The sequence below is a fragment of the Curtobacterium flaccumfaciens pv. betae genome, assembly GCF_026241855.1.
Lineage (GTDB): Bacteria > Actinomycetota > Actinomycetes > Actinomycetales > Microbacteriaceae > Curtobacterium > Curtobacterium flaccumfaciens.
This window is the reverse complement of the sequence record NZ_JAPJDC010000001.1, coordinates 2,470,081-2,493,210: the sequence shown is the minus strand read 5'-3', so window position 1 is coordinate 2,493,210 and position 23,130 is coordinate 2,470,081. Positions and strand designations below refer to the sequence as shown.

Below are 23,130 nucleotides of genomic sequence, written 5' to 3'. Positions count from 1 at the left end.
ACCCATGGCAAGAGCACTGCTCGTCGTGGACGTCCAGAACGACTTCACCGAGGGCGGTGCGCTCGCGGTCACCGGGGGAGCGGCGCTCGCGAAGCGCATCACCGCGTTCCTCGGTCGGCACGGGGACGAGTACGACCTCATCGTGGCGTCCCGCGACTGGCACCACGGCGACGACGACAACGGCGGACACTTCGCCGGACCCGACGGACCCGACTTCGTCGACACGTGGCCGGTGCACTGCGTCGCCGGGACGCCCGGTGCCGACTACCACCCCGACCTCGACACCGCCCTGATCGACGTCGACGTCCTCAAGGGCCAGGGCACGCCGGACTACTCGGCGTTCCAGGCCGTGACCGAAGCGGGCGTCCCGCTGGCCGACGTGCTCGCCGAGCGCCGCGTGCACACGATCGACGTCGTCGGCATCGCGACCGACCACTGCGTCCGGGCCTCGGCACTCGACGCCCGCGCCGCGGGCCTCGACGTCGCCGTGTACGAGGACCTGGTGGCCGGCGTCGACGCCGAGCGCAGCGCCCGTGCGCTCGACGAGATCCGGGCGGCCGGCGGACACGTCGACCGCAGCGACATGGACGAGGGCCTCGCGAACCCAGGAGGAGCACGACTGTGACCGACACCACCACGAACGAAACCACCACCACCGTCGCCGACGAACACGTCCGCGTCGAGAACGTCCCCACCGGGCTCTTCATCGGCGGCACCTGGCGCGCCTCGTCCAGCGGGTCCACGTTCGCCGTGCACGACCCGTCGACCGGTGCCGTCCTGGCCGAGGTCGCCGACGCCACCCCCGAAGACGGCGTCGCCGCCCTCGACGCCGCGGCCGCCGCGCAGGAGTCCTGGGCAGCCACGGCCCCGCGCACACGGTCGGACATCCTGCGCCGGGCCTTCGATCTGGTGCACGAGCACGCCGACGACCTCGCGGCCCTGATGTCGCTCGAGATGGGCAAGCCGCTGGCCGAGGCCCGCGGCGAGGTCGTCTACGGCGGCGAGTTCCTGCGGTGGTTCTCGGAGGAAGCGGTCCGCATCACCGGCGACTACCGCACGAACCCCGAGGGCACCGGCCGCGCGATCGTGCTGAAGCGTCCGGTCGGCCCCGTCTACGCGATCACGCCGTGGAACTTCCCGCTCGCGATGGCGACCCGGAAGATCGGACCGGCCCTGGCCGCTGGTTGCACGGTGGTCGCGAAGCCGGCCGACCTCACCCCGCTGACGACCCTGTTCCTGGTCGAGCTGTTCCGCCGCGCCGGGCTGCCGGACGGAGTGCTCAACGTGATCCCGTCGAGCGACGCCAAGGGGCTGTCGGAGCCGATCATCGCCGACCCGCGCCTGCGCAAGCTGACGTTCACCGGTTCGACCCCCGTCGGTTCGGCGCTCCTCAAGCAGGCGGCGGACAACGTGCTCAAGACGAGCATGGAGCTCGGCGGCAACGCCCCGCTGCTCGTGTTCGACGACGCGGACCTCGACGAGGCGGTGGACGCGGCGATGCTCGCGAAGTTCCGCAACACGGGCGAGGCCTGCACCGCTGCGAACCGGTTCTTCGTGCAGGACGGCATCGCCGACGCGTTCGTCGCCGCCCTCACCGCGAAGGTGGACGCCCTGCGCGTCGGCCGGGGGACCGAGGACGGCACGACGCTCGGACCGCTCATCGACGACCGGGCCGTGGACAAGGCCGCGTCGCTGGTCGACGACGCCGTCGGCCGCGGTGCCCGGCTCGTCACCGGCGGCCACCGGATCGATCGCCCGGGCACCTTCTACGAGGCGACCGTGATCGACGACGTGCAGCCCGGCTCGGAGATCATGACGACGGAGATCTTCGGACCGGTCGCCTCGGTGACGCGCTTCAGCACCGAGGACGAGGGGATCCGGCTCGCGAACGACACCGAGTACGGACTCATTGCCTACGCCTTCACGACCGACTTCCGGCGCGGCCAGCGGCTCGCCGAACGCCTGGAGACGGGCATGCTCGGGCTGAACACGGGCGTCGTGTCCAATGCGGCGTTCCCGTTCGGCGGCGTGAAGTCCTCGGGCCTGGGCCGCGAGGGCTCGCACGAGGGCATCGAGGAGTACCTCGAGACCGTCTACGTGCTGACGCCGGACCCGTTCGCCGCCTGAGTCCGAGTCGACGGTACGGCCGCGGTGCTCGCGGCCGTACCCGAACTCACACGAGCAGCTGGTGCTTCGCCAGGTCGCGGTAGAGCGGCGTCGACTCCACGAGCTCGGAGTGCGTGCCGCTGCCGACGACGCGGCCGTGCTCGAGCACGACGATCACGTCGGAGTCGACCACCGTCGACAACCGGTGGGCGATCACGAGCAGGGTGCGGTCCTCGGCGACGGCGTCGATCGCGAGCCGCATCTTCTGCTCGTTGACCCCGTCGAGTGACGACGTCGACTCGTCGAGCAGCAGGATCGGGGGAGCGGCGAGCAGCGCGCGGGCGATGGCCAGGCGCTGCCGTTCCCCACCGGAGAGCATCACGCCGTCCTCACCGACCTGCGCGTCGAGACCGCGGGGATCGCGGTGCAGGACCTCGCCGAGGTTGACCGCCTCGAGCACCCGGACGCAGTCGTCCTCGGTGGCGTTCGGCGACCCGAGCAGCAGGTTGGCGCGGATCGTGCCGGCGAGCACGGGGGCGTCCTGCTCGACGTAGCCGATCTGGGCACGGAGCTCGTCGCGGTCCATGCCGCGCACGTCGATGCCACCCAGGCGGATGACGCCGTCGGTGGGGTCGTAGAACCGCTCGATGAGCGCCAGGGTCGTCGACTTGCCGGCACCGGACGGGCCCACGAGTGCGACGCGCGAGCCGCGGGGCACCCGGAACGACACGTCGTGGAGCACCACGTCGTCGGCCGGGCGCTCGTCGTCGACGTGATCCGGGCCTCCTGGACGGTCCGCGGGGTCGGACGCGACCGCGCCGTCGGCACCCGAGGCGTCCGCCTGGGCGCGGTACCGGAACGACACGTGCTCGAACGCGATGGCGTCGTCGGTGGCGACCGCTGCGGCCGGTCGGACCGACTCGTCGTCCTGGGACTCGGTCGGCAGGTGCAGGATCTCCTCGATCCGGCCGAGCGCGCCGAGCGCCTGGGCGACGGCCACGGCCGCGCCCATCGCCTGGCCGAGCGGCATGATCATCATGAAGAGCAGCAGGATGAACGTGATGAGCGTCGCGATGGTGATGGTGCCGGCTGCGACCTGTGCCCCGCCGACGCCCAGGACGGCGATGAACGCGACCTGCATGACGATGCTGGCGACGGGCACGACGAAGGCGGACATCTTGGCGATGTCGAGGCCCCGCTTGTAGGCCTCGGTCGCGTGGCCGTCGACCTCGCGCACCTCGCGCTCGGTGGCGCCGGCCGCTCGGATGGTGCGGACCGCGCCGATCCCGCGTTCGACGGCCGCGGTGAGGTCGCCGACCTTCTCCTGCGCACGCTTCGAGGCGACCCGGATGCGACGGCTCAGCCCGCCGACGACGACGATGGCGATCAGGACGATGACGATCACGATGCCGAGCAGCAGCGGGTCGATGATCGCCATCGCGACGATGGCACCGACGAACGTGAGCGCGCCGCCGATCGACTCGATCAGTCCCTGGGTCAGGACGGCCCGCAGGAGCGTGGTGTCGCTGCCGACGCGGGACACCAGGTCGCCGGTCCGACGGGTGTCGAACTCAGAGATCGGCAGGTTGAGGATGCGGGCGATGAGCTTGCGGCGGGTAGAGAGCACGACGCCCTCGCCCGCGCGCTGCAGCAGGAAGTGCTGCACACCGTTCAGCACCCCCGCGACGATGACGAGCCCGACCAGCAGCCACACGAGCGTGCTGAGGGTGTTGCCCTGCTGCACCGCGGTGATGACCTGGTTGACCAGGAGCGGCTGCGCGAGCGAGGCCCCCGCACCGAGGACGCTCAGCACGATGATCACGACCATCGCGGGCTTGTTCTCGAACAGGTAGGACAGCAGGCGACCGAACGTGGCGCGGGGGCCGTCGGAGGTCTTCGGGCGTGCGAAGGGGAAGCTCATCGTGTTCCTAGTTTCTGCCGTACTTCTTGTGCACTGCCTGTCGGCTGACACCGAGCAGCGTCGCGATCTCCTGCCACGAGGCGCCGGCGGTGCGGGCACGTCGCGCGGCGAGCTCTTCGGTCCGGTCGAGCTCACGGCGCAGTTCCCGCACGTTGGCGAGGGCGGAGAACGGGTCGTCCCCCGATGCTCCGGCCGCGAGGCTCGTGATGGTCGGTCGGTCCATGCCTGTCAACCTACATTGACGCACCGACATCCGTCAACCTGCGTTGACGGCGTCTCGCCGCGCTGCACCGGGTGCGCAGACGCCGGCGTCTTCGTTCGACGCTGCCACGCGCGCGAGACGCCGCCGAATCCGGCGGCGTCTCGGAGGGCATGCGGCGTCCCGCTGACACGACGGCGTGTTGCGCGGGGGGGGCGAGGCGCGCACATGACGGACGGGAGGCCCGGTGCCAGCTGGCACCGGGCCTCCCGTCCGTCAGGTGGTCGCCGATCAGGCGTCGGCGATGTCCTTCGACTTGGTCTCGCGCACGAAGAGCAGCGCGACCAGCGTCACGACCGCGGCGATCGTCAGGTACAGGCCGACCAGGAAGATGTCGCCGTCCGGCTTCCAGAGTGCCAACGCGATGGTCGGGGCGAGTGACGCACCGAGGATCGACGCGACGTTGTACGCGATGGCCGAGCCGGTGTACCGGACGTTCGTCGGGAACAGCTCGGGCAGCAGCGCACCCATCGGACCGAAGGTCAGCCCCATCAGCGAGAGCCCGACGATGAGGAACGTCACCACGGTGATCGGCCCACTCGACGCCGCGAACCAGAACTGGAACGTCAGGCCGAACAGCGCGATGCCGATGGTGGTCGGGATGAGGGTCTTGCGGCGGCCGAACCTGTCGGCGAGCAGCCCGGCGATCGGGGTGAAGATGCCGAAGAACACGACGCCGATCATGAGCAGCGTCAGGAACTCGCCACGGGTGTAGCCGAGGCCGACCTTCGGGACGAGTGCGCTCGCCTCGGCGCCGGTCGTGCCGTACGACAGCGTGAACGTCGTCATGAAGTAGAAGAGCACGTACGTGGCGACCATGCCGAAGGTGCCGACGATGACGGCCCGCCACGAGGTGCGGAACACCCGGCCGAGCGGGACCTTCGCGACCGTGCCGGACTCCTGCACACCGCGGAACACCGGCGACTCGACGAGCTTGAAGCGCACGTAGAGGCCGATGATGACGAGCACGGCGGAGAGCAGGAACGGGATGCGCCAGCCCCACGCCTGGAAGTCGGCGTTCGGGGTGCCGTCGGCACCGGCGGGCATCGCCGCGTTGATCGCGATGAACAGGCCGTTCGCGAGCAGGAAGCCGATCGGGGCACCGAGCTGCGGCATCGAGCCGAACACGCCGCGCTTGCCCTTCGGCGCGTTCTCGGTCGCGAGCAGGGCCGCGCCGGACCACTCGCCGCCGAGGCCGACGCCCTGGGCGAAGCGCATCACGGCGAGCAGGACCGGGGCCCAGACCCCGATGGTGTCGAAGGTCGGCAGGCAGCCGATCAGGAACGTGGCGGTGCCCATCACGAGCAGCGATGCGACGAGGGTGGTCTTCCGTCCGATCCGGTCGCCGAAGTGCCCGAAGATGATCGACCCGACCGGCCGGGCGAAGAACGCCAGGGCGAACGTGACGAAGGAGGACAGCTGCGAGGCCGTCGGGTCCTCGTTCGGGAAGAACAGCGTCGGGAAGACGAGCACCGCGGCGGTCGCGTAGACGTAGAAGTCGTAGAACTCGATCGACGTGCCGACGAGGCTCGCGATGACGACGCGGGAGCGCGGGTTGCCGGCGGGTGCCGGAGCGGAGGTGGGCGTTGCGGGTGCCGGGGCGGCGGTCATGACAGTGCGGGGTCTTCCGTGCTGCGTGCTCCCGACGGGGAGCACGAGGATCCGAAACGGCGGACACCGATCGGTTCGCGCGGGGTGGCGCGGGCACCGATCGGGTGCGTTCGGCTGAGGGGGGACCGCTTGTGACGGAAGCCCGATCATACGACAGATGTCGTCTGCCTGCGAATCAGCCCAGAGTCAGCTGGCCGCAGCGTCCGTCGCCGGCGCGCGCTCAGGCGCCCGCGCCCGCGCCGGCCCCGGCTTCGAGGTGCTCCGGCAACTGGTGGCCCATCCGGTCGCGCTTGGTGTCCAGGTACCCGGCGTTCTGTGCCGAGATGCCGACGACGAGCGGCACGAGCGAGTCGACGGTGATGCCGTGCTCCTCGAGCTGGCGGCGCTTCTCCGGGTTGTTGGACAGCAGCCGGACGCGGGTGATGCCGAGGTCGGCGAGGATGCCCGCGGCGCCGCCGTAGGCGCGGGAGTCGGCGGGCAGGCCGAGCGCGAGGTTGGCGTCGAGGGTGTCGAGACCGTCCTCTTGCAGGCGGTAGGCCTTGAGCTTGTTGATGAGACCGATGCCACGGCCCTCCTGCCCGCGCAGGTAGATGACCACACCGCCCTCGGCCGCGATCGTGTCGAGCGCGGCGTCGAGCTGGGGGCCGCACTCGCACTTCAACGACCCGAAGGCTTCACCGGTCAGGCACTCGGAGTGCACCCGGACGAGTGCCCCGTCGGTGGGCATCGAGCCGTCCGGCAGGGTGCCGATGATCGCGACGTGCTCCGCGCTCGTCACGAGGTCGCGGTAGGCGCGCATCTGGAAGGTGCCGTGGGTGGTCGGCACGTTCGTCGACACCTCGAACTTGACCGGGCTCCCCGGCGTGGGGGAGGTCAGCGCATCGGTCATGGGGTGCTCCGGTCGTTCGTGGGCCCGTCGTTCCCGAGCCCGGGTGTCGCGTGCTGCTGTTGCTGGCGGTGCTGGTTCTGGTGCTGCGGACGGTGCGGTCGGGCTCGGACCAGCAGGTCGGGGCCGAGGCTGGTGGTCGATAGTACGTCCAACCGCCGACGCTCGGAGATGCTTCCCACCCCCAGGTCGTCGAGGGCGACACGGGGTCCGCCGAGCAGCACCGGGGCGAGGTACACCAGGTACTCGTCGACGAGTCCGGCGGCGATGAGCGCCGAGGCGACCGTGGGACCACCCTCGACGAAGACCGAGTGCACGCCGTGCCCGCGCAGGGCACCGAGCGAGGTGGCCAGGTCGTGTCCGGGCAGGGTGACGAGCCCGCGCGGGTGCCGACGGACCGCGGCGTCGGCCGGCACCGGGCGGTCACCGAGCACCACGGCGAGCGGCTGGTCGGCGAGGAGTTCGCCGGCGTCCCCGCGGGCGGTCAGGCTCGGGTCGTCGGCCAGGACGGTGCCGGTGCCGACGAGGATCGCGTCGTGGGCGGCGCGCTGTTCGTGGACGTGCTGCCGTGCGGCGGCGCCGGTGATCCACTTGCTCGTGCCGTCGGCAGCGGCGGCGCGCCCGTCGAGGCTGGAAGCCCACTTCACGGTGGCCCACGGTCGGCCGAGCCGGACCGAGAGCAGCCACCGTTCGAGGAACGCCTCGGCCTGGTCGGCCAGGACGCCGGAGACGATCTGGACCCCGGCGGCGCGGAGCCGGTCGGCGCCGCCGTGCACGTCGGCTCCGGGGTCGTCGATCGCGTAGACGACCCGGGCGATCCCGGCGTCGAGCAGTGCCACGGCGCACGGCCCGGTGCGCCCGACGTGGTTGCAGGGTTCGAGGGTGACGACCGCCGTTGCGCCGCGCAGCAGTGCCGGATCGACCTTGGCCATCGCGTCGACCTCGGCGTGCGGGGTGCCGGCGCCCTTGTGCCACCCCTCGGCGAGGACCTCGCCGGCGGGGGAGAGGATCACGGCGCCGACGCGGGCGTGGTCGCCGACGACGGGCCCGAGGGCCGCGAGTTCGAGCCCGCGGCGCATCGCCCGGACCTCGGTGGGTCGTGCCGTGTCGCTCACGGGCCGAGCCTACCGGCGGTGGTTGGGTGACACGTCACCACGGTTGTGAGCGCGTTCAGGCGCTGGGCCACGGGAGCTCGGATGCGGGTGTGCCGTCGGCGCGTCGCAGTGCGGTCCACGCTGTGGTCGGGCCGCCGTCCCGGTCCGGAACCCGGGCTGCGCCGAGGCCGGTGTACGAGAACCCGGCCGCACGTGCGACCGCCGCCGAGGCCGTGTTGTCCTCGTAGCACTCCCAGTAGACGTCCTGCGCGCCCTGCTCGAACGCCCAGTCGACGACGAGCTGGACGGCGTCGTGCATGAGCCCGGCGCCGCGCGCGGACGGTGCGAGCCAGAACCCGAGGTCACGACCGGCGGTCCGGTAGCTGATGATGCCCGCGCGCCACGTCGAACCGGCCGGTCGGATCGCCCACGTGTACTCGCGGTCCGAGGCCCAACCCGGTCCGACCAGGGCGTCGACGAAGGTCCGGGCATCCTGCTCGCGGTACGGCGTCGGCACCGTCGTCCACCGGACGATCTCCGGGTCCTGGCAGGCCTCGGTGATCGCCGCGGTGTCGGCGCGGGTGGGCAGGTCGAGCCGGACCCGCGCCGACTCGAGCGTGACGGGCTGCACGGTCAGCCGCGCGACCGTGGGACGAACCCGATGCGGTCGTAGACGCGGGCCAGGGTCTCCTGCGCGATCGACTCGGCGCGGTCGGCGCCGACGGCGAGCAGCCGGTCGAGCTCCGCCGGGTCGTCGAGGAGTTCGAGTGTGCGGGCGCGGACCGGTTCGAGCTCGGCCACGACGGCGTCGGCGACCTCGCCCTTCAGGTCGCCGTAGCCCTTGCCGGCGAACGATTCCTCGAGCGCGGCGATCGAGGTGCCGGTGAACGCCGACAGGATCGACAGCAGGTTCGTCACACCGGGCTTGGCCTGGCGGTCGGCCCGGATCTCCCGCTCGGCGTCGGTGACGGCCGACTTGATCTTCTTCGCCGTGCGCTTCGGGTCGTCGAGCAGGCGGATGAGGCCGTTGTCCGACGCTGCGGACTTGCTCATCTTGCTGGTCGGGTCCTGCAGGTCGTAGATGCGCGCGGTCTCGGTCAGGATGCGTGCCTCGGGCGTGACGAAGGTGTCACCGAACCGCGAGTTGAAGCGTCCGGCCAGGTCTCGCGTGAGCTCGACGTGCTGGCGCTGGTCGTCGCCGACCGGCACGACCCTGGTGTCGTAGAGCAGGATGTCCGCGGCCATCAGGATCGGGTAGGTGAAGAGCCCGACCGACGCGGCCTCGGCACCCTGGCGTGCCGACTTGTCCTTGAACTGGGTCATCCGGCTCGCCTCGCCGAAGCCGGTCAGGGTGTTCAGCACCCAGGCGAGTTCAGCGTGCGCGGGCACGTGCGACTGCACGAACAGCGTCGCCTTGGACGGGTCGATGCCCGACGCGATGTACTGCGCAGCGGTGGCCCGGGTGTTCGCGCGGAGCTCGGCCGGGTCCTGGGGCGAGGTGATCGCGTGCATGTCGACGACGCAGTAGATGGCGTCGTAGTCATCGAGCAGGGTCCTCCACTGCATGAGCGCCCCGACGTAGTTGCCGAGGTGCAGTGAGCCGGCGGACGGCTGGATGCCCGAGAAGATGCGGGTCTTGGTCATGGTGGTGCTCCGGTGCGTCAGGTGAAGCGAGAGAAGAGGGGTCAGAGTTCGTAGTCGACGACCACGGGGGCGTGGTCGGACCATCGCTGGTCGTACGCCGCGGCGCGGTCGACCGTGTACTCCGTGACCTTGGCGGCCAGGTCGGGCGTCGCCATCTGGTAGTCGATGCGCCAACCGGTGTCGTTGTCGAACGCCTGCCCGCGCCACGACCACCACGTGAACGGACCGTCGACGTCGCCGGCCTGGGCGCGGCCCACGTCGACCCAGCCGAGCCCGGGACCCGTGGAGCCGTCGGCACCCTCGACCGGTTCGCCGTCGGCGCCGAAGAACCGCGAGAAGTAGGCGCGCTCGCGCGGCAGGAAGCCGGCCCGCTTGACGTTGCCCTTCCAGTTCTTGATGTCGCGCTCGTCGTGCCCGACGTTCAGGTCACCGACGACGACGGCGAGCGGGTTGTGCTCGCGGAGCGCCGGCAGCCGCTCGGTCATCGCGTCGAGGAACTTCCACTTCTCGTCCTGCTTGGGGGTGTCGACCTCGCCCGAGTGCACGTACGTGGAGACCACCGTGACGGTCGTCCCGCCGATCTCGTAGTCGGCCTCGAGCCAGCGGCCGGCCGAGTCGAAGTCGTCGGCGCCCAGGGCGACGCGGTGGATCTGAGCGGAGTGTCGAGATGCGATCGCGACGCCGGCCCGGCCCTTCGCGGTCGCCGGGTCGTGCACGATGTCCCACTCGTCGCCGAGCAGCGCCGCCAGGTCGTCGCTCGACGCGCGCACCTCCTGCAGGGCCAGCACGTCGACGTCGCGGGTGGCGAGCCAGTCGCCCATGCCCTTGCGGAAGGCGGCGCGGACGCCGTTCACGTTGACGGATGCGAGGCGCAGGCGTGTCATGCAGAACACCTTATCGGCGGGTGCCGACAGCCCTCGGTCGTACGATCTGCCCATGACCGTCGTGATGACCGTCGGCGAGCTGCTCGCCGCGTTCCGACCCGTGGCAGCGCAGATGCTCCGTCCGGACGAGTTCCGCTCAGCCCGCTTCTGGGTGAGCCCGCACGGGGACTGGGAACTCGACCACGAGGAGGACGAACTCATCGACGGCTCGATGAGCGTCGTCTGGAAGATCGGGGGCGAGACCCAGGGGACGAGGAGCCTCGTCGAGGACGTCGACGACCTGCCCGGACTCCTCCACGACCTCGCCGACGACCTGCAGGACTTCATCGCCGAGAGCTCCTTCGCCTGGGGCGAGCTGCGCGCGATCCCGCCCATCGCGCCGTAGCGGCGACCGGACGACGGACGGGAGGCCCGTGGCTGCGCAGCCACAGGCCTCCCGTCCGTCTGGTGGTCGCGTGCAGGACGCGACCTGCGCGATCAGGCCGCGTCGTGGTCCGTCTTCAGGAACTCGACCAGGCTGTCCGCCGTGGTCTCGGCGTCGTCGCCCGACACGGTGAGGGTGACCTCGTCGCCGTTCTCGATGCCGAGCCCGAGCAGGGCGAGGATGCTGCCGGCGTTCCCGGACTTGTCGCCCTTGGCGATCGTGACCTGGTGCCCCGACGCCGTCACGGTCTGGACGAAGAGGGATGCGGGGCGAGCGTGCAGGCCGGATGCGCTGGCGACGGTCACGGTGCGGGTGGCTTCGGACATCGATGTACTCCTGTCGATGGGTGGTTGGCTCATGCTAGCGAGCGCTGGGTGGGCGGGAACGGGGCACGGTCAGGGTCGGCCGGGCCAGAAGACCTCGGTGCCGGCGGCCTCGACCTCGCGGACCAGGTCGAGGTTGACGGCGGGGTCGGTGATGATCGTGTCGATCGCGGCGAGCGGGGCGACGCGACCGAACTCCTCGCGGCCGAACTTGGTGTGGTCGGCGAGCAGGATGCTCCGTCGTGCGGACTTGATCATCGCGCTCTTCACGGCGGCCTCGGCCATGTTGTGGGTCGTCAGACCGCGCTCCGGCGTGATGCCGTTGATGCTGATGAAGGCGACATCGACGCTGACCATGCCGATGAGCTGGTGCGTCCAGGTGCCGACGCCGGCCAGGGAGTCGCTGCGGATGTTGCCGCCGAGCAGGTGCAGGTCGATGCCCGGGCGGTTCGCGACGGCGGTGGCGACGGGGAGCGAGTGCGTGACGACTGTCAGCCCGCGGTCGGTCGGCAGCAGCTCGGCGAGGCAGATGGTCGAGGTGCCGGCGTCGATCATGATCGAGCCGTTCTCCGGCAGTTCCGCCAGGGCGGCCTCGGCGATGACCATCTTCTCGGTCTGGTTGATCCCGCCGCGGTCGCCGACGCCGGGGTGCAGGGTGATCCGCTCGACGGGGATCGCACCGCCGTGCGCACGACGGACGAGGCCGCGGCGCTCGAGGCTCGTCAGGTCGCGGCGGATGGTCTCGGGCGTGACGGCGAGCAGCTCGGCCAGGTCCTTGACGTCCACTCGGCCCTGCGCGCGCGCCTGCTCGACGATGCGCTGGTGGCGTTCTGGTGCGTACATCGGACCTCGTCGTCTCGGGTCGGAACGGAACGGACATGCTCGGGCACGACATGCGCGATGTCGTCCCCTGCGTTCGATCCGCCAGACGCAAACGGGCATCTGTTTCTGCATTTTTATCCCCGGATGTGTTTGTTTGTCAACGCGAAGCGGGGTAGTGTGCTGCTCAGCCGCACGGGCGTGGTCCGTTCCCGTGTCGTGTGCACCGAACGATCCACCCCACCGCAAGCGCGTGTGAGATGAAGGAGTCTCGAATGTCCGAACTGCTCGGCACCGGCGTCGGCCGTGGCGTTGCCCACGGCCCCGTGCTCCGGATGGCTGACCCGCTCGGCGAACCGTCGAAGGACGCCCTGGTGGGCTCGGCGGACGACGCGAAGCAGGCCGTGCACGACGCACTGGCCGCCGTGGCGGACGACCTCAACAAGCGCGGACAGCTCGCCGGTGGCGACGCACAGGCCGTGCTCGAGGCCCAGGCGCTCATGGCGCAGGACCCGACGCTCCTCGACGACGTGCACACCCGCATCGACGGCGGCACCAACGCCGAGCGTGCCGTGTACGAGGCGTTCGCCCAGTTCCGCGACCTGCTCGTCGGCATGGGCGGCTACATGGGGGAGCGCGCGGCCGACCTCGACGACGTCGCCCAGCGCATCATCGCCAAGCTCCGCGGCGTGCACGCCCCCGGCGTCCCCGAGTCGGACACCCCCTTCGTCCTCGTCGCCCGCGACCTCGCCCCGGCGGACACCGCGCTGCTCGACCTCGAGAAGGTCCTGGCTCTCGTCACCCGTGACGGCGGCCCGACCTCGCACACCGCGATCCTCGCCCGTGCCAAGGGCATCACCGCCATCGTCGGTGTGACCGGTGCCGACGACCTGGCCGACGGCGTCCACGTCGTCGTCGACGCCGTGGCCGGCACCGTCTCGACCGACCCGTCCGACGCGCTCGTGGCCGAGGTCGACCAGCGCATCGCCGACCGCCTCGCCGCCGCAGCAGCACCGCTCACCGCGGGTGCGCTCGCCGACGGCCACGTCGTGCCCCTGCTCGCGAACCTCGGCAGCCCCGCCGACGCCGCCGGCGCCGTTGCTCTCGGTGCGGAGGGCGTGGGGCTCTTCCGCACCGAGTTCCTCTTCCTCGACTCGCCCAAGGCCCCCACGGTCGACGAGCAGACCGAGTCGTACCGTCAGCTCCTCGCGGCGTTCCCTGGCAAGAAGGTCGTCGTGCGCGCGCTCGACGCCGGCGCAGACAAGCCGCTGCCGTTCCTCACCGACAAGGACGAGGAGAACCCGGCCCTCGGGCGCCGCGGCCTGCGTGCCCTGCGGAACCACCCCGAGGTCCTGCGTGACCAGCTCACCGCGCTCGCGCAGGCCGACGCCGCGACCGAGGCCGACCTGTGGGTCATGGCCCCGATGGTCGCCGACGCCGAGGAGACCGAGTACTTCGTCACCCTGGCCCGCGAACTCGGCATCCGCACCGCGGGTGTCATGGCCGAGGTGCCGTCGCTCGCGCTGATGGCCGAGCAGGTGTTCCAGAATGCCGACTTCGTGTCGATCGGCACGAACGACCTGACCCAGTACACGATGGCCGCCGACCGCATGCTCGGCACCGTCGCGTCCTACCAGGACCCGTGGCACCCCGCCGTCCTGCGCCTCGTCGCGCAGCTCGGCACCGCGGGCGCCACCGCCGGCAAGGCCGTCGGGATCTGCGGCGAGGCAGCAGCCGACCCGCTGCTCGCCGTCGTCCTGGTCGGTCTCGGCGCCACCACCCTCTCGATGACCCCCGCGGCCCTGGCCGACGTGCGCGCCGAACTCGGTCGCTACACGCTCGAACAGGCCCGCGAGATGGCGACGGCGGCACTCGCCGCGAGCACGGCGGCGGCCGCGAAGTCCGCTGCCGCGGCCGCGACGCACGCCGCCTGAGCCACCACCCCCAGCACCACCCCTCCCATCACCACGCAGCAGCTCCACCACACAGAAAGTCACCGCACATGACAACGTCGTCCGTTGCAGCGCCCGACGCACCCGCGAAGTCGCGGGGCGGCGCACGCGTCGCCGTTCAGAAGTTCGGCACGTTCCTCTCCGGCATGGTCATGCCCAACATCGCGATCTTCATCGCGTGGGGCATCATCACGGCCTTCTTCATCCCGGACGGCTGGACGCCGGTCGCGGCGCTCGGCGGTTCCCGCGACGGGAGCGTCGTCGGCGTCGTCGGCCCGATCCTGACGTACCTCATCCCGCTCGCGATCGCGATCCAGGGTGGCCGCATGGTCTACGAGACCCGCGGTGCCGTCGTCGGTTCGATCTTCGCGATGGGTGTCATCCTCGGCTCCGGTACGACGATGATCCTCGGTGCGATGATCTGTGGCCCCCTCGGCGCCTACCTGGTCAAGCAGATGGACCGCCTGTGGGACGGCAAGATCAAGCCGGGCTTCGAGATGCTGGTCAACAACTACTCCGCGGGCATCCTCGGGTTCGGGTTGTTCCTGGCCGGGTTCTTCTGGCTGTCGAAGGTCTTCACCGGTATCGCCGACGCGCTCGGTGTCGCGGTGGAGTTCCTCATCACGCACTCCCTCCTGCCCCTGGCCAGCGTCTTCATCGAGCCGGCCAAGGTGTTCTTCCTGAACAACGCCATCAACCACGGTGTGCTCGACCAGCTCGGCGTCGACCAGGTCAAGGAGTCGGGCAAGTCGATCCTCTTCCTGCTCGAGGCGAACCCCGGTCCGGGCCTCGGCATCCTGCTCGCCTTCTCCTTCTTCGGCATGGGCATCGCCCGTTCGACCGCTCCCGGCGCGATCATCATCCAGTTCTTCGGTGGCATCCACGAGATCTACTTCCCGTACGTGCTGCAGAAGCCGGTCCTGTTCATCGCCGTCATCCTCGGTGGTGGCACCGGCGTGCTGACGAACGTCATCTTCAACTCGGGCCTGACCGCTCCGGCGTCTCCGGGCTCGATCATCGCGGTGCTCGGCAACACGCCCCGTGACAGCTTCGTCGGCGTCATCCTGTCGGTCGTGTTCTCGGCGGCGGTGACGTTCGCGGTCGCCGCGTTCTTCCTCCTCGCCACCCGCAAGCGCGACCGCGCCGCAGGCAACGACGGAGACATGAGCGCCGCCATGGCGAAGCTCCAGGCCAACAAGGGCCGCGACGTCAACGCGGCGACCGCCGGTCTGCTCGGCAACAACTCCCCGGCCAACGAGGAAGAGGCCGAGGCCTCCCTCGGCGGCGTCGGCTCGGCGAGCACGGCGACGGCGACGAAGGTCCAGAACCTGGTCTTCGCCTGCGACGCCGGCATGGGCTCGAGCGCGATGGGCGCCAGCGTCCTGCGCAACAAGATCAAGAAGGCGGGCATCGAAGGGGTCACGGTCTCCAACAAGGCGATCGCGAACCTGTCCGGTGACGAGGACCTGATCATCACGCAGGAAGAACTGACGGACCGCGCGAAGCAGAAGAACCCGAACGCGCAGCACGTGTCGGTCGGCAACTTCATGAACGCTCCGCAGTACGACCAGGTCGTCGAGCAGCTGAAGAACCAGTAACGCCACAACCAGTAACGAAGTGCAGTATCGGAGGGGACGGGGCTGACCCGTCCCCTCCATCTCGTCCTCAACACAAGGAGAACCCCCGATGCCCGTCCTGCAGGAGAGCCAGATCCGCATCCACACCGAGGACACCGCGCCGACCAAGTCGGAAGCGATGAAGGAGGCGGCCGAGATCCTCGAGGCTGCGGGCGCGGTCACGGCCGACTACTACCCGGCCATGCTCGAGCGTGAGAAGAGCGTGTCCACCTACATGGGCAACTTCCTCGCCATCCCGCACGGCACCAACGACGCGAAGGACGCCATCAAGTCGTCCGCCCTGTCGTTCATCCGCTACGCCAGCCCGATCGACTGGGACGGCAACCCCGTGCGCTTCGTCGTCGGCATCGCCGGCGTGAACAACGAGCACCTCGACATCCTGTCGAAGATCGCGATCGTGTTCTCCGACGAGGACGAGGTCCAGAAGCTCACCGACGCGGCCGACACCGCTGCGATCCTGTCGATCCTCGGCGAGGTCAACGAGTGAGCACCAGCACCGCCGTCCACTTCGGCGCCGGCAACATCGGCCGCGGCTTCGTCGGGCTCCTGCTCCACGAGGCCGGGTACGAGGTCGTCTTCGCCGACGTCGCCGCCCCGCTCATCGACGCCCTGGCCGCAGCCGACTCGTACACCGTGCACGAGGTCGGGGCCGGCGCCCAGGACCACGAGGTCACGAACTTCCGCGCACTGAACAGCGCGCAGGACGAGGACGGCGTGGTCGCCGAGATCGCGACCGCAGCGATCGTCACGTGCGCCGTGGGCCCGAACGTCCTGAGGTTCATCGCCCCGGTCATCGCGCGCGCGCTCGTCGCCCGTGACGCGGACGCCGCACCGATCGCCGTCATGGCGTGCGAGAACGCGCTGAACGCCACGGACCGGCTGCGCGAGTTCATCGTCGCCGCCCTGCCCGAGGACGGCCGCGACGCCGCCCTGGCCAAGGCCGTCTTCGCGAACACCGCCGTCGACCGCATCGTGCCCGCACAGCCCGAGGGTGGCGGACTCGACGTCACCGTCGAGACCTACTTCGAGTGGGCCATCGACCGCACGCCGTTCGGTGGGAACGAGCCGGAGATCCCCGGCGCGCACTACGTCGACGGCCTCGCGGCGTCGATCGAGCGCAAGCTCTTCACGGTGAACACCGGGCACGCCACCGTCGCCTACCACGGCTTCGTCGCCGGGGCCGACAAGATCTCGGACGCCATCGCGATCCCCGCCGTGCGCTCCGAGCTCGAGTCCGTGCTCGCCGAGACGAGCGACCTGCTCATCCGCCGGCACGAGCTCGACCCCGAGGTGCACCGCGCGTACGTGCAGGCGATCATCGGCCGGTTCGAGAACCCGCACCTGCCCGACACGGTGACCCGCGTCGGCCGCCAGCCGCTCCGCAAGCTGTCGCGTGACGAGCGGTTCGTCTCGCCCGCCGCCGCGCTGGCCGAGGACGGCACCGAGCCCACGGCGCTCCTCGACGCGATGGCCGCGGCGCTCCGCTTCGACGTCGCGGACGACGAGCAGAGCGTCGAACTGCAGGCGCTGCTGGCGTCGGACGCGTCCGACGCGGACGTCGCCACGCAGATCACCGGTCTCGCTGCGGAGCACCCGCTGCACGCTGCGTTCACCGAGCGGATCCGGTCCGCGCGCGCCTGACGACGTCAGCACCGCCGAACGGGAGGCCCGTCACCAGCTGGTGACGGGCCTCCCGTTCGTCCACCGGTCGCGGCTACCAGCCCAGGGCCGTGAGCAGACCGGACACCGTCGTGATCGTGGTGTCGCTGATCGCTCCCACCTGGACCCGACCGGGACGGCCGAGCGCGCGGTCGGCGCGTAGCACGAGGACCGCCGAGACCCCGGTGTCGCTCAGCCGACGGGTGTCCACCGGATCGTGCGCCGCGCCGCGGTCCACGAGCACCACGACCGATCGCCCGATGAGGGTCGGGTCCGGAGCGTCGGCGATGGACGCGAGCGCTGCCCGGACGTCCGCAGCACCGTCGGCGGTGGCCCGCCCGACCACGACGAGGGAGTTCTCCGGCGTCGCCGCGAGGACGGCGGCAGGGCCGACGTGCGCCCCCATGTCGTGCACCGTCACGCGTGAGGTGGCCGGTTGCAGGGTGGGGAGTCGTGCGGCGAGCTCGCCACCGGAGTGGTCCGTCGCCTGGACCACCACGCCGAGACGTCCGCCGACCGCATCGGCGAGGAGTGCCGCGACGGTCGTCGTGCCGGTGCCGCCGGCGACCCCGGCGACGAGCACGGTCCGGGCGCGCTGCGCGGCTGCCCGCCGGGAGCCGGGCATGGGCGGCAGCGGCGCGGAGGTCGGGGGTGTGGTGCTCACGCGCCGTCCTCCACGAGGAGCTGGGCGTCGATCGACGCTGCGAAGGCCTGGACGATCGCCACACCGACCTCGCCCGTCGGCCCCCACGGAACCCAGGCCTCGGTCCACCAGACGGGTGCGGCGAGCGTCGCCCACGGCGCGAGTCGTGCTATCTCCGCGGCGTTCTCGACACGCTCGGGCATCTGGACACTCAGGACGGCCCGCCCGCGGTCGTCGACGATCTCGGTGACCACGCGGTCGAGCGTTCGCACCCGCAGATCCGGCGCGATCTGCGCTCCGGCCTCGACCAGTGCGAGCGACGAGGGAGCCGCAGCGGACAAGATGTTCACCTCACGGGGCATCGACGGCTCCCTTCGGGTCGAGCACGGTCGTCTGACCGGCGGGGTCGGCCTGCGCCGGGGCGACGGTCGTCGCCGTGGGGAAGTGGGCGACCTGCACGATGCGCGGGGGCGTCCCGCGTCGGACGAGACGCCCACGGCCGGGTGGGAACTGCTCCGCGTAGACCTTCGGGAACACCTGCCCCTCCGACCGTTCGCCGCTCAGCACGAGCCCGGTCGCACCCGAGTCGCGGATCGACTGGATCACGGTGTCGTACATCGCGCGAGCGGCACCGGCGACGGGCCGCGTGAGCACGACGTGGAGTCCGAGGTCACGCGCCGACGGCAGGTACGGCATGAGGGGCGCGAGCGGGTCGGTGCCGGCCGAGGCGACGATGTCGTAGTCGTCGACGAGCACCACGATGCGGGGCCGTGGTCCGGTGGACGTGCCGGCGGCGCGCTGCTCGAGCTCCGCGGCGATGGCCGCGGCGAGCCCCCGGGCGTCCCGGCCGTTCGCCGCGTGCCCGCCGAGGAAGTCGTCAGGCGTCCCGGCCGCAGCGCTGCCGCGGACGTCCATGAAGGCGAGGACGAGCTCGTCCGGCGTCGAACGTTCCATGAACCCGGCCGCCAGCCCCCGGAGGAGCGCGGTCTTGCCACTGGCCGTGTCACCGAACACCAGCAGGTGCTGGTCGACGGCGGGGTCGAAGGCCACGAAGTCCATCGTGTCCTGGCGGAGTGCGAACGGGACCGTCGTCGGGGTGTCGAGCGGGTCCGGGAGCTCGGCGGGGTCGAACGACTCCGGCAGCAGGCGGATCGGCGCGGCAGCCGGGCCGCCCCAGCTGTCGGCGACCCGCTGCGCGAGGGCGCCGAGCTCGTCGCCGACCACACCGTCCTCCACGTCGTCGAGCACCGGCAGGGCCACCTGGCCGAACAACTCGCCGTCGGTGAGGACTCGACCGGGCTCGCCGGACTTCAGGGTCGCCGCGGCGGCGCGGGCGATGGTGGAGTCTGCCGGGTCGTTGAGGCGCAGTTCGAACCGCTGGCCGATCAGTGGCTGGCTCGCGAGCCGGAGTTCGTTCCACCGGGTGAGCCCGAGGACGACGTGGATGCCGAAGCTGCCGCCGCGCTGGAGCAGGTCGGCGAAGGCGTCCTCGAGCTCCTCGAACTCGGTGCGCATCACGCCGAACCCGTCGACGAGGAGCACCACGTCCGCCGATCCCAGTTCGGGGACACGGCCGGCGGCGTGCCGGGTGCGGAGCATCGCGAGTGAATCGATGCCGTGGTCGCGGAACACCCGTTCGCGCAGGCGGATCATCGCCTGCAGCTCCTCGACCAGCCGGAGCAGGCGGTTCCGGTCGGCACGCGTGGCGACACCGCCGACGTGCGGGAAGCCCTCGATGCGACCGAGGCCGCCGCCGGCGAGGTCCATCCCGTAGACGCTGACCTGGCGGGGCGTCGTGGTCAGCGCGATCGATGCGGCCAGCGTGCGGAGGAACGTGGTCCGGCCGGATCCGGGTGCTCCGATGACGGCGACGTGTCCGCCGCCCCGCGTGAGGTCCAGCATCCACGGCCGCTGTCGCTGCCGCGCGGGGTCGTCGAGCAGGCCGATCGGCACCGTGACCCCGGTCGGGTCGGAGACGGCGTTGGGGTCGAGGACGGCGCCGAGTGCGAGACGCGTCGGCAGCGGCGGCAGCCACACCGGCGTGGTGTCGCGGTCGCCGCGGTCGAGGCGTTCGACGGCCTCGTCGACGACGCTCCGCCCGACGTCGGGTGCCTCGAGCGGGACCTCACCGGGTGCGTCGTCCTCGGCCGCCAGCGTGTTGTAGACGGGCAGCTCGAACGGCTCGGGGGCGGTGTCCGCGGACGACGTGGTGACGGCCGAGGCGGGAGCGGCGTCCTCGACCGGGCCGGACACGTAGCCGGATCGGAACCGCGTGTACACGCTCGTGTCCACCTTGAGGTAGCCGTAGCCGGGCACGGCGGGCAGGTGGAACGCGTCGCCCGTGTCGAGCACGACCTGGCTCTCGGCTTCGGAGAACGTGCGCAGGCCGAGCCGGTAGGACAGGTACGTGTCGAGGCCGCGGAGCTTGCCGGCTTCGATGCGCTGGCTCGACAGCAGCAGGTGCACGCCGATCGATCGTCCGATGCGCCCGATCATGAGGAGCAGGTCGACGAACTCGGGTTCCGCGGTGAGCAGCTCGCCGAACTCGTCGATGACGAGCACGAGGTGCGGCATCGGCGGCAGGTCCGGTCGCTGGGTGCGGAGTTCCCGGTAGTGCGTGATGGAGGGCGCCGATCCGGCGTCGCGCAGCATCTCCTGGCGCCGTCGGACCTCGCCGGCGATCGACGCCCGGGCACGCCGGGTGAGCTGCGGGTCGTCGGCGAGGTTGTCGATGAGACCCGCGACGTGCGGGAGGCGGGCGAACGGGGCGAACGCGGCACCGCCCTTGTAGTCGACGAGGATCATCGCGAGGTCCTCCGGAGGGTGCGACACCGCGAGGCCGAGCACGAGGGTGCGGAGCATCTCGCTCTTGCCGGATCCGGTCGCACCGATGCAGATGCCGTGCGGCCCCATGCCGAGCTGCGCCGACTCCTTGAGGTCGAGCAGCAGCGGAGCGCCGAAGTCGTCGACACCGATCGGCACGCGCAGGAAGTCCCGCGGGGCTCGGGGGCGCCAGGTGCGGTCCGGGTCGATCGTGGCGACGTCATCGACCCCGAGCAGGTCCGAGACGCCGATGGCGGCCGACGACTCGGCACGCTGCTCGGTGTCGGCGGACAGTCGGAGGGGTGCGAGCGCTCGCGCGACGGCGGTGACGAGGGGCGGGGCGACGGGGTCGCAGACGGCGAGCTGGACCGGAGCGGGCTCACCTTCCTCGACGTCGCGGGCGTCGACGATCTCGAGGAGCGTCGTGCGTGCACCGGATCCGGCGCCCGTGCCACGGTCGGCACCCGGGGCGTGCGACCTCGCAGTCACCCGTACCCGGACGTCCGACGGTTCGTGCAGCCGGTCGGCGACGAGGTGCACGACCGTGATCCGGAGGTCCTCCGGCCGGGTCTCGCCCTCGGGGAGCGCGAGCGGAACGGCGACGGCGCCGTGCTCGTCCGCGAACACCACCAGGCGCGGCAGGTCGCTGCGCTTGGCCGAGTCACCGGACCGCCGGTACATCGCGGCGGTCCGGGCGCGTTCGCCCAGCTCGCCGGCGAGGGTGCGGGCGAGCGCCGGGACGTCCTCGGCGACCCGGCGCGCGCGCAGCGGCCCGTCGAAGGTGCGGTCCATCCGTGCGTGCGGGAGCAGGTCGAACCAGTCCCAGTCATCGGCGCGCGCCGCCGGGAACGCCGCGGCGAGGTGCAGGTCGTCCGGGGCGTGCAGCGCTGCGAGCTGCACGACGAGTGCCCGTGCGACCTCGAGCACGGCGTCGCGGTCGCCGACGACCGAGACGTCCCCGGCGCCGTCGAGTCGGACTGCGATGGGCATGGCGTGCACGGTGCCGTAGTGTTCGGCGACCTGCTCGAGCTCGGCGAGCATGAGCGGGTCGAGCGGCTGCACCGGGTTCTGGTCGGGCGGCACGGCGAGGTCGAGCCACCCCACGTCACCTGATCCGACGCGGACCCGCAGGAAGTCGCCGTGCGTGCGCCGCCGTTCCCAGAGGCGTGCCGGGTCACCGACGAGACGGGGGAGGGTGTCGGGCGAGGGGTCGACGTGCTCGGCCCGTTCCCGGACGGCGGTCGTGCGCGTCCGCAGGTCGCCGCGCAGTTCCTCGAGGTAGTCGAGGTACCGCTCGCGCTGCGTCCGCCGGTTCCGGACGGCGTTGCCCCGCTGGGTGAAGGCCATGCCGAGGCCGCCGACGAGGGCGACCACGAAGACCAGGGCGGCGACGACCATGAGCACCGGGTTGTTGCCCCGGAGCACGACCATCATCACGACCGACGAGATCGCACCGACGACCGGCAGCAGCGACTGCAGCGGGAGGCCGCCACTCGGCCCCTCCGGGAGCTGCGGTGGCGGGGCGAGTTGCTCGGCCTCGGGACGGACGAGCGGGGTGGAGACCCGGGCGGGCCGGTGCACGACGCGGTTCACCGGGCGACCTCCGGGGTCGTGCGGCTGGTGCGACGGTCGACCGCGGCGTCGACGAGCGCTGCCGTCAGGTGGATGAGCGCGATCCGGGAGGCCGTGGGGCGTTCGCCGCCCCCGGCGACGCTCGGGTCGCCCGGGATCGGGTGGACGGCGTGCCCGGGCCACCGGACGGCGGTGCTCGCGGCCCGGAGGCCAGCCCCCGTGGTGTCGACCGGGACGACCAGGACGCGCGTGTCCGGTGCGTGCCGCCGGACGGCGTCGGCGTGGGCGACGCCCTCCTCGATGGCGGGGCGGTCCGGGCCGGTGACGAGGGCGACGACGTGGGCATCGGCAGCCACGGCGCCGAGGTCGACGAACGGGCTCCTGGACCCCCAGTCCCCGACGACGACGTCGAAGAACCGCGCGATCGGTTCGACGGCGTCGGTCCACTCGGCGGGTGCGGCCTGTCGGCTCGGGAGGCGCGGGTCGCCGATCCGCAGCACGTGCAGTCCGGACGGGGTCACCGCCAGACCGTCGGTCGCGTCCCAGGACGTCCGGGCGGCGTCACGGCGCTCGGACCGCGGCGTCGGGTCCGTCCGGTCGGCGCCGGCGTGGGTGGCGAACGAGCGCAGCCCGGCGGCACCGTCCACGCCGAGCACCCGTCCGGAGCGACGACGGGCGAGCACGGTCGCCACGGCTGCCGCGGTCACGGAGCAGCCGGTGCCGCCTCGGAGCGAGGCGAACGCGATGCGCCGACTGGTGGGAACGGCCTGCCGGATGGCCCGGTGCGCATCGTCGAGCTCGCGTGCACCACCGGCCACGCTGCCGAAGAACGCCCGCCCGAGCGCGGGGACGACGTCGTCGAGGAGCCGCATG

The 23,130-nt window shown here is 71.5% G+C and carries 20 protein-coding genes and 1 pseudogene; 7 read left to right on the top strand and 14 right to left on the bottom strand.

The window, feature by feature from the left end:
• Positions 1-4 precede the first annotated feature (4 nt).
• On the top strand, positions 5-625 hold the full coding sequence (locus tag ORG17_RS11660) for an isochorismatase family protein (protein WP_214525959.1): 621 nt from the start codon (positions 5-7) through the stop codon (positions 623-625).
• Entirely contained in the window at positions 622-2,127 is a 1,506-nt protein-coding gene (locus tag ORG17_RS11655) for an NAD-dependent succinate-semialdehyde dehydrogenase (protein WP_301565334.1), read from the top strand. The genes ORG17_RS11660 and ORG17_RS11655 overlap by 4 nt, the downstream gene beginning before the upstream one ends.
• A gap of 46 nt (positions 2,128-2,173) precedes the next feature.
• Here ORG17_RS11655 and ORG17_RS11650 read toward each other — a convergent pair whose 3' ends face one another.
• The 8 genes and pseudogenes from ORG17_RS11650 to ORG17_RS11615 all read right to left on the bottom strand — a co-directional run bounded on the left by ORG17_RS11650 (position 2,174) and on the right by ORG17_RS11615 (position 10,405).
• The gene (locus ORG17_RS11650) at positions 2,174-4,027 is read right to left on the bottom strand and encodes an ABC transporter ATP-binding protein (protein WP_214523303.1); all 1,854 of its coding nucleotides are present in this window, start codon (positions 4,025-4,027) and stop codon (positions 2,174-2,176) included.
• 7 nt (positions 4,028-4,034) lie between these two features.
• Complete coding sequence (locus ORG17_RS11645; RefSeq protein WP_027466417.1) at positions 4,035-4,250, bottom strand: hypothetical protein; 216 nt, start codon at positions 4,248-4,250, stop codon at positions 4,035-4,037.
• A 267-nt stretch (positions 4,251-4,517) separates the two neighbouring features.
• The gene (locus ORG17_RS11640; RefSeq protein ID WP_071244347.1) at positions 4,518-5,897 is read right to left on the bottom strand and encodes an MFS transporter; all 1,380 of its coding nucleotides are present in this window, start codon (positions 5,895-5,897) and stop codon (positions 4,518-4,520) included.
• 220 nt (positions 5,898-6,117) lie between these two features.
• Positions 6,118-6,753 (bottom strand): annotated as a pseudogene (ribA, locus tag ORG17_RS11635) (GTP cyclohydrolase II); the annotation flags it as partial.
• Positions 6,754-6,782: 29 nt separating this feature from the next.
• On the bottom strand, positions 6,783-7,898 hold the full coding sequence (gene ribD, locus ORG17_RS11630; protein WP_214525957.1) for a bifunctional diaminohydroxyphosphoribosylaminopyrimidine deaminase/5-amino-6-(5-phosphoribosylamino)uracil reductase RibD: 1,116 nt from the start codon (positions 7,896-7,898) through the stop codon (positions 6,783-6,785).
• 55 nt (positions 7,899-7,953) lie between these two features.
• Positions 7,954-8,508, bottom strand: coding sequence for a GNAT family N-acetyltransferase (locus tag ORG17_RS11625; protein ID WP_214525956.1), 555 nt, complete (start codon positions 8,506-8,508; stop codon positions 7,954-7,956).
• 2 nt (positions 8,509-8,510) lie between these two features.
• Positions 8,511-9,521: a tryptophan--tRNA ligase gene (trpS, locus tag ORG17_RS11620; RefSeq protein ID WP_071244338.1), complete on the bottom strand. Its 1,011-nt coding sequence runs from the start codon at positions 9,519-9,521 to the stop codon at positions 8,511-8,513.
• A 41-nt stretch (positions 9,522-9,562) separates the two neighbouring features.
• Positions 9,563-10,405 (bottom strand): exodeoxyribonuclease III, encoded by an 843-nt coding sequence (locus ORG17_RS11615; protein ID WP_173034549.1) that lies wholly within the window; start codon positions 10,403-10,405, stop codon positions 9,563-9,565.
• A gap of 52 nt (positions 10,406-10,457) precedes the next feature.
• Between ORG17_RS11615 and ORG17_RS11610 the strand changes: the two genes are divergently transcribed.
• A complete protein-coding gene (locus tag ORG17_RS11610; RefSeq protein ID WP_214525955.1) occupies positions 10,458-10,790 on the top strand; it encodes a hypothetical protein in 333 nt (110 codons plus the stop codon).
• Positions 10,791-10,882: 92 nt separating this feature from the next.
• Here ORG17_RS11610 and ORG17_RS11605 read toward each other — a convergent pair whose 3' ends face one another.
• Both ORG17_RS11605 and ORG17_RS11600 read right to left on the bottom strand, forming a co-directional pair.
• On the bottom strand, positions 10,883-11,155 hold the full coding sequence (locus ORG17_RS11605; RefSeq protein ID WP_022905912.1) for an HPr family phosphocarrier protein: 273 nt from the start codon (positions 11,153-11,155) through the stop codon (positions 10,883-10,885).
• A 69-nt stretch (positions 11,156-11,224) separates the two neighbouring features.
• On the bottom strand, positions 11,225-11,995 hold the full coding sequence (locus tag ORG17_RS11600) for a DeoR/GlpR family DNA-binding transcription regulator (protein ID WP_027466423.1): 771 nt from the start codon (positions 11,993-11,995) through the stop codon (positions 11,225-11,227).
• A 251-nt stretch (positions 11,996-12,246) separates the two neighbouring features.
• Between ORG17_RS11600 and ptsP the strand changes: the two genes are divergently transcribed.
• The 4 genes from ptsP (at position 12,247) to ORG17_RS11580 (ending at position 17,201) form a co-directional block, all read left to right on the top strand.
• A complete protein-coding gene (gene ptsP, locus ORG17_RS11595) occupies positions 12,247-13,905 on the top strand; it encodes a phosphoenolpyruvate--protein phosphotransferase (RefSeq protein WP_027466424.1) in 1,659 nt (552 codons plus the stop codon).
• A 68-nt stretch (positions 13,906-13,973) separates the two neighbouring features.
• A complete protein-coding gene (locus tag ORG17_RS11590; RefSeq protein ID WP_027466425.1) occupies positions 13,974-15,521 on the top strand; it encodes a PTS mannitol transporter subunit IICB in 1,548 nt (515 codons plus the stop codon).
• 88 nt (positions 15,522-15,609) lie between these two features.
• The gene (locus ORG17_RS11585) at positions 15,610-16,047 is read left to right on the top strand and encodes a PTS sugar transporter subunit IIA (RefSeq protein ID WP_071244331.1); all 438 of its coding nucleotides are present in this window, start codon (positions 15,610-15,612) and stop codon (positions 16,045-16,047) included.
• Positions 16,044-17,201, top strand: coding sequence for a mannitol-1-phosphate 5-dehydrogenase (locus tag ORG17_RS11580; RefSeq protein WP_027466427.1), 1,158 nt, complete (start codon positions 16,044-16,046; stop codon positions 17,199-17,201). The genes ORG17_RS11585 and ORG17_RS11580 overlap by 4 nt, the downstream gene beginning before the upstream one ends.
• A gap of 73 nt (positions 17,202-17,274) precedes the next feature.
• On the opposite strand, the gene ORG17_RS11575 is transcribed toward ORG17_RS11580, so the two are convergent.
• Genes ORG17_RS11575 through ORG17_RS11560 form a run of 4 tightly spaced genes read right to left on the bottom strand, consistent with a single transcriptional unit; the run spans position 17,275 to position 23,129 of the window.
• Positions 17,275-17,883 carry a hypothetical protein gene (locus ORG17_RS11575; RefSeq protein WP_139178715.1) on the bottom strand — a complete coding sequence of 203 codons (609 nt, stop codon included), beginning with the start codon at positions 17,881-17,883 and terminating at the stop codon, positions 17,275-17,277.
• Complete coding sequence (locus tag ORG17_RS11570) at positions 17,880-18,224, bottom strand: hypothetical protein (RefSeq protein WP_111056131.1); 345 nt, start codon at positions 18,222-18,224, stop codon at positions 17,880-17,882. The genes ORG17_RS11575 and ORG17_RS11570 overlap by 4 nt, the downstream gene beginning before the upstream one ends.
• Positions 18,214-22,278 (bottom strand): type VII secretion protein EccCa, encoded by a 4,065-nt coding sequence (eccCa, locus tag ORG17_RS18370; RefSeq protein WP_214525954.1) that lies wholly within the window; start codon positions 22,276-22,278, stop codon positions 18,214-18,216. The genes ORG17_RS11570 and eccCa overlap by 11 nt, the downstream gene beginning before the upstream one ends.
• Positions 22,275-23,129, bottom strand: a complete 855-nt coding sequence (locus tag ORG17_RS11560) for a hypothetical protein (RefSeq protein ID WP_214523292.1) — start codon at positions 23,127-23,129, stop codon at positions 22,275-22,277. The genes eccCa and ORG17_RS11560 overlap by 4 nt, the downstream gene beginning before the upstream one ends.
• Position 23,130: the final 1 nt, after the last annotated feature.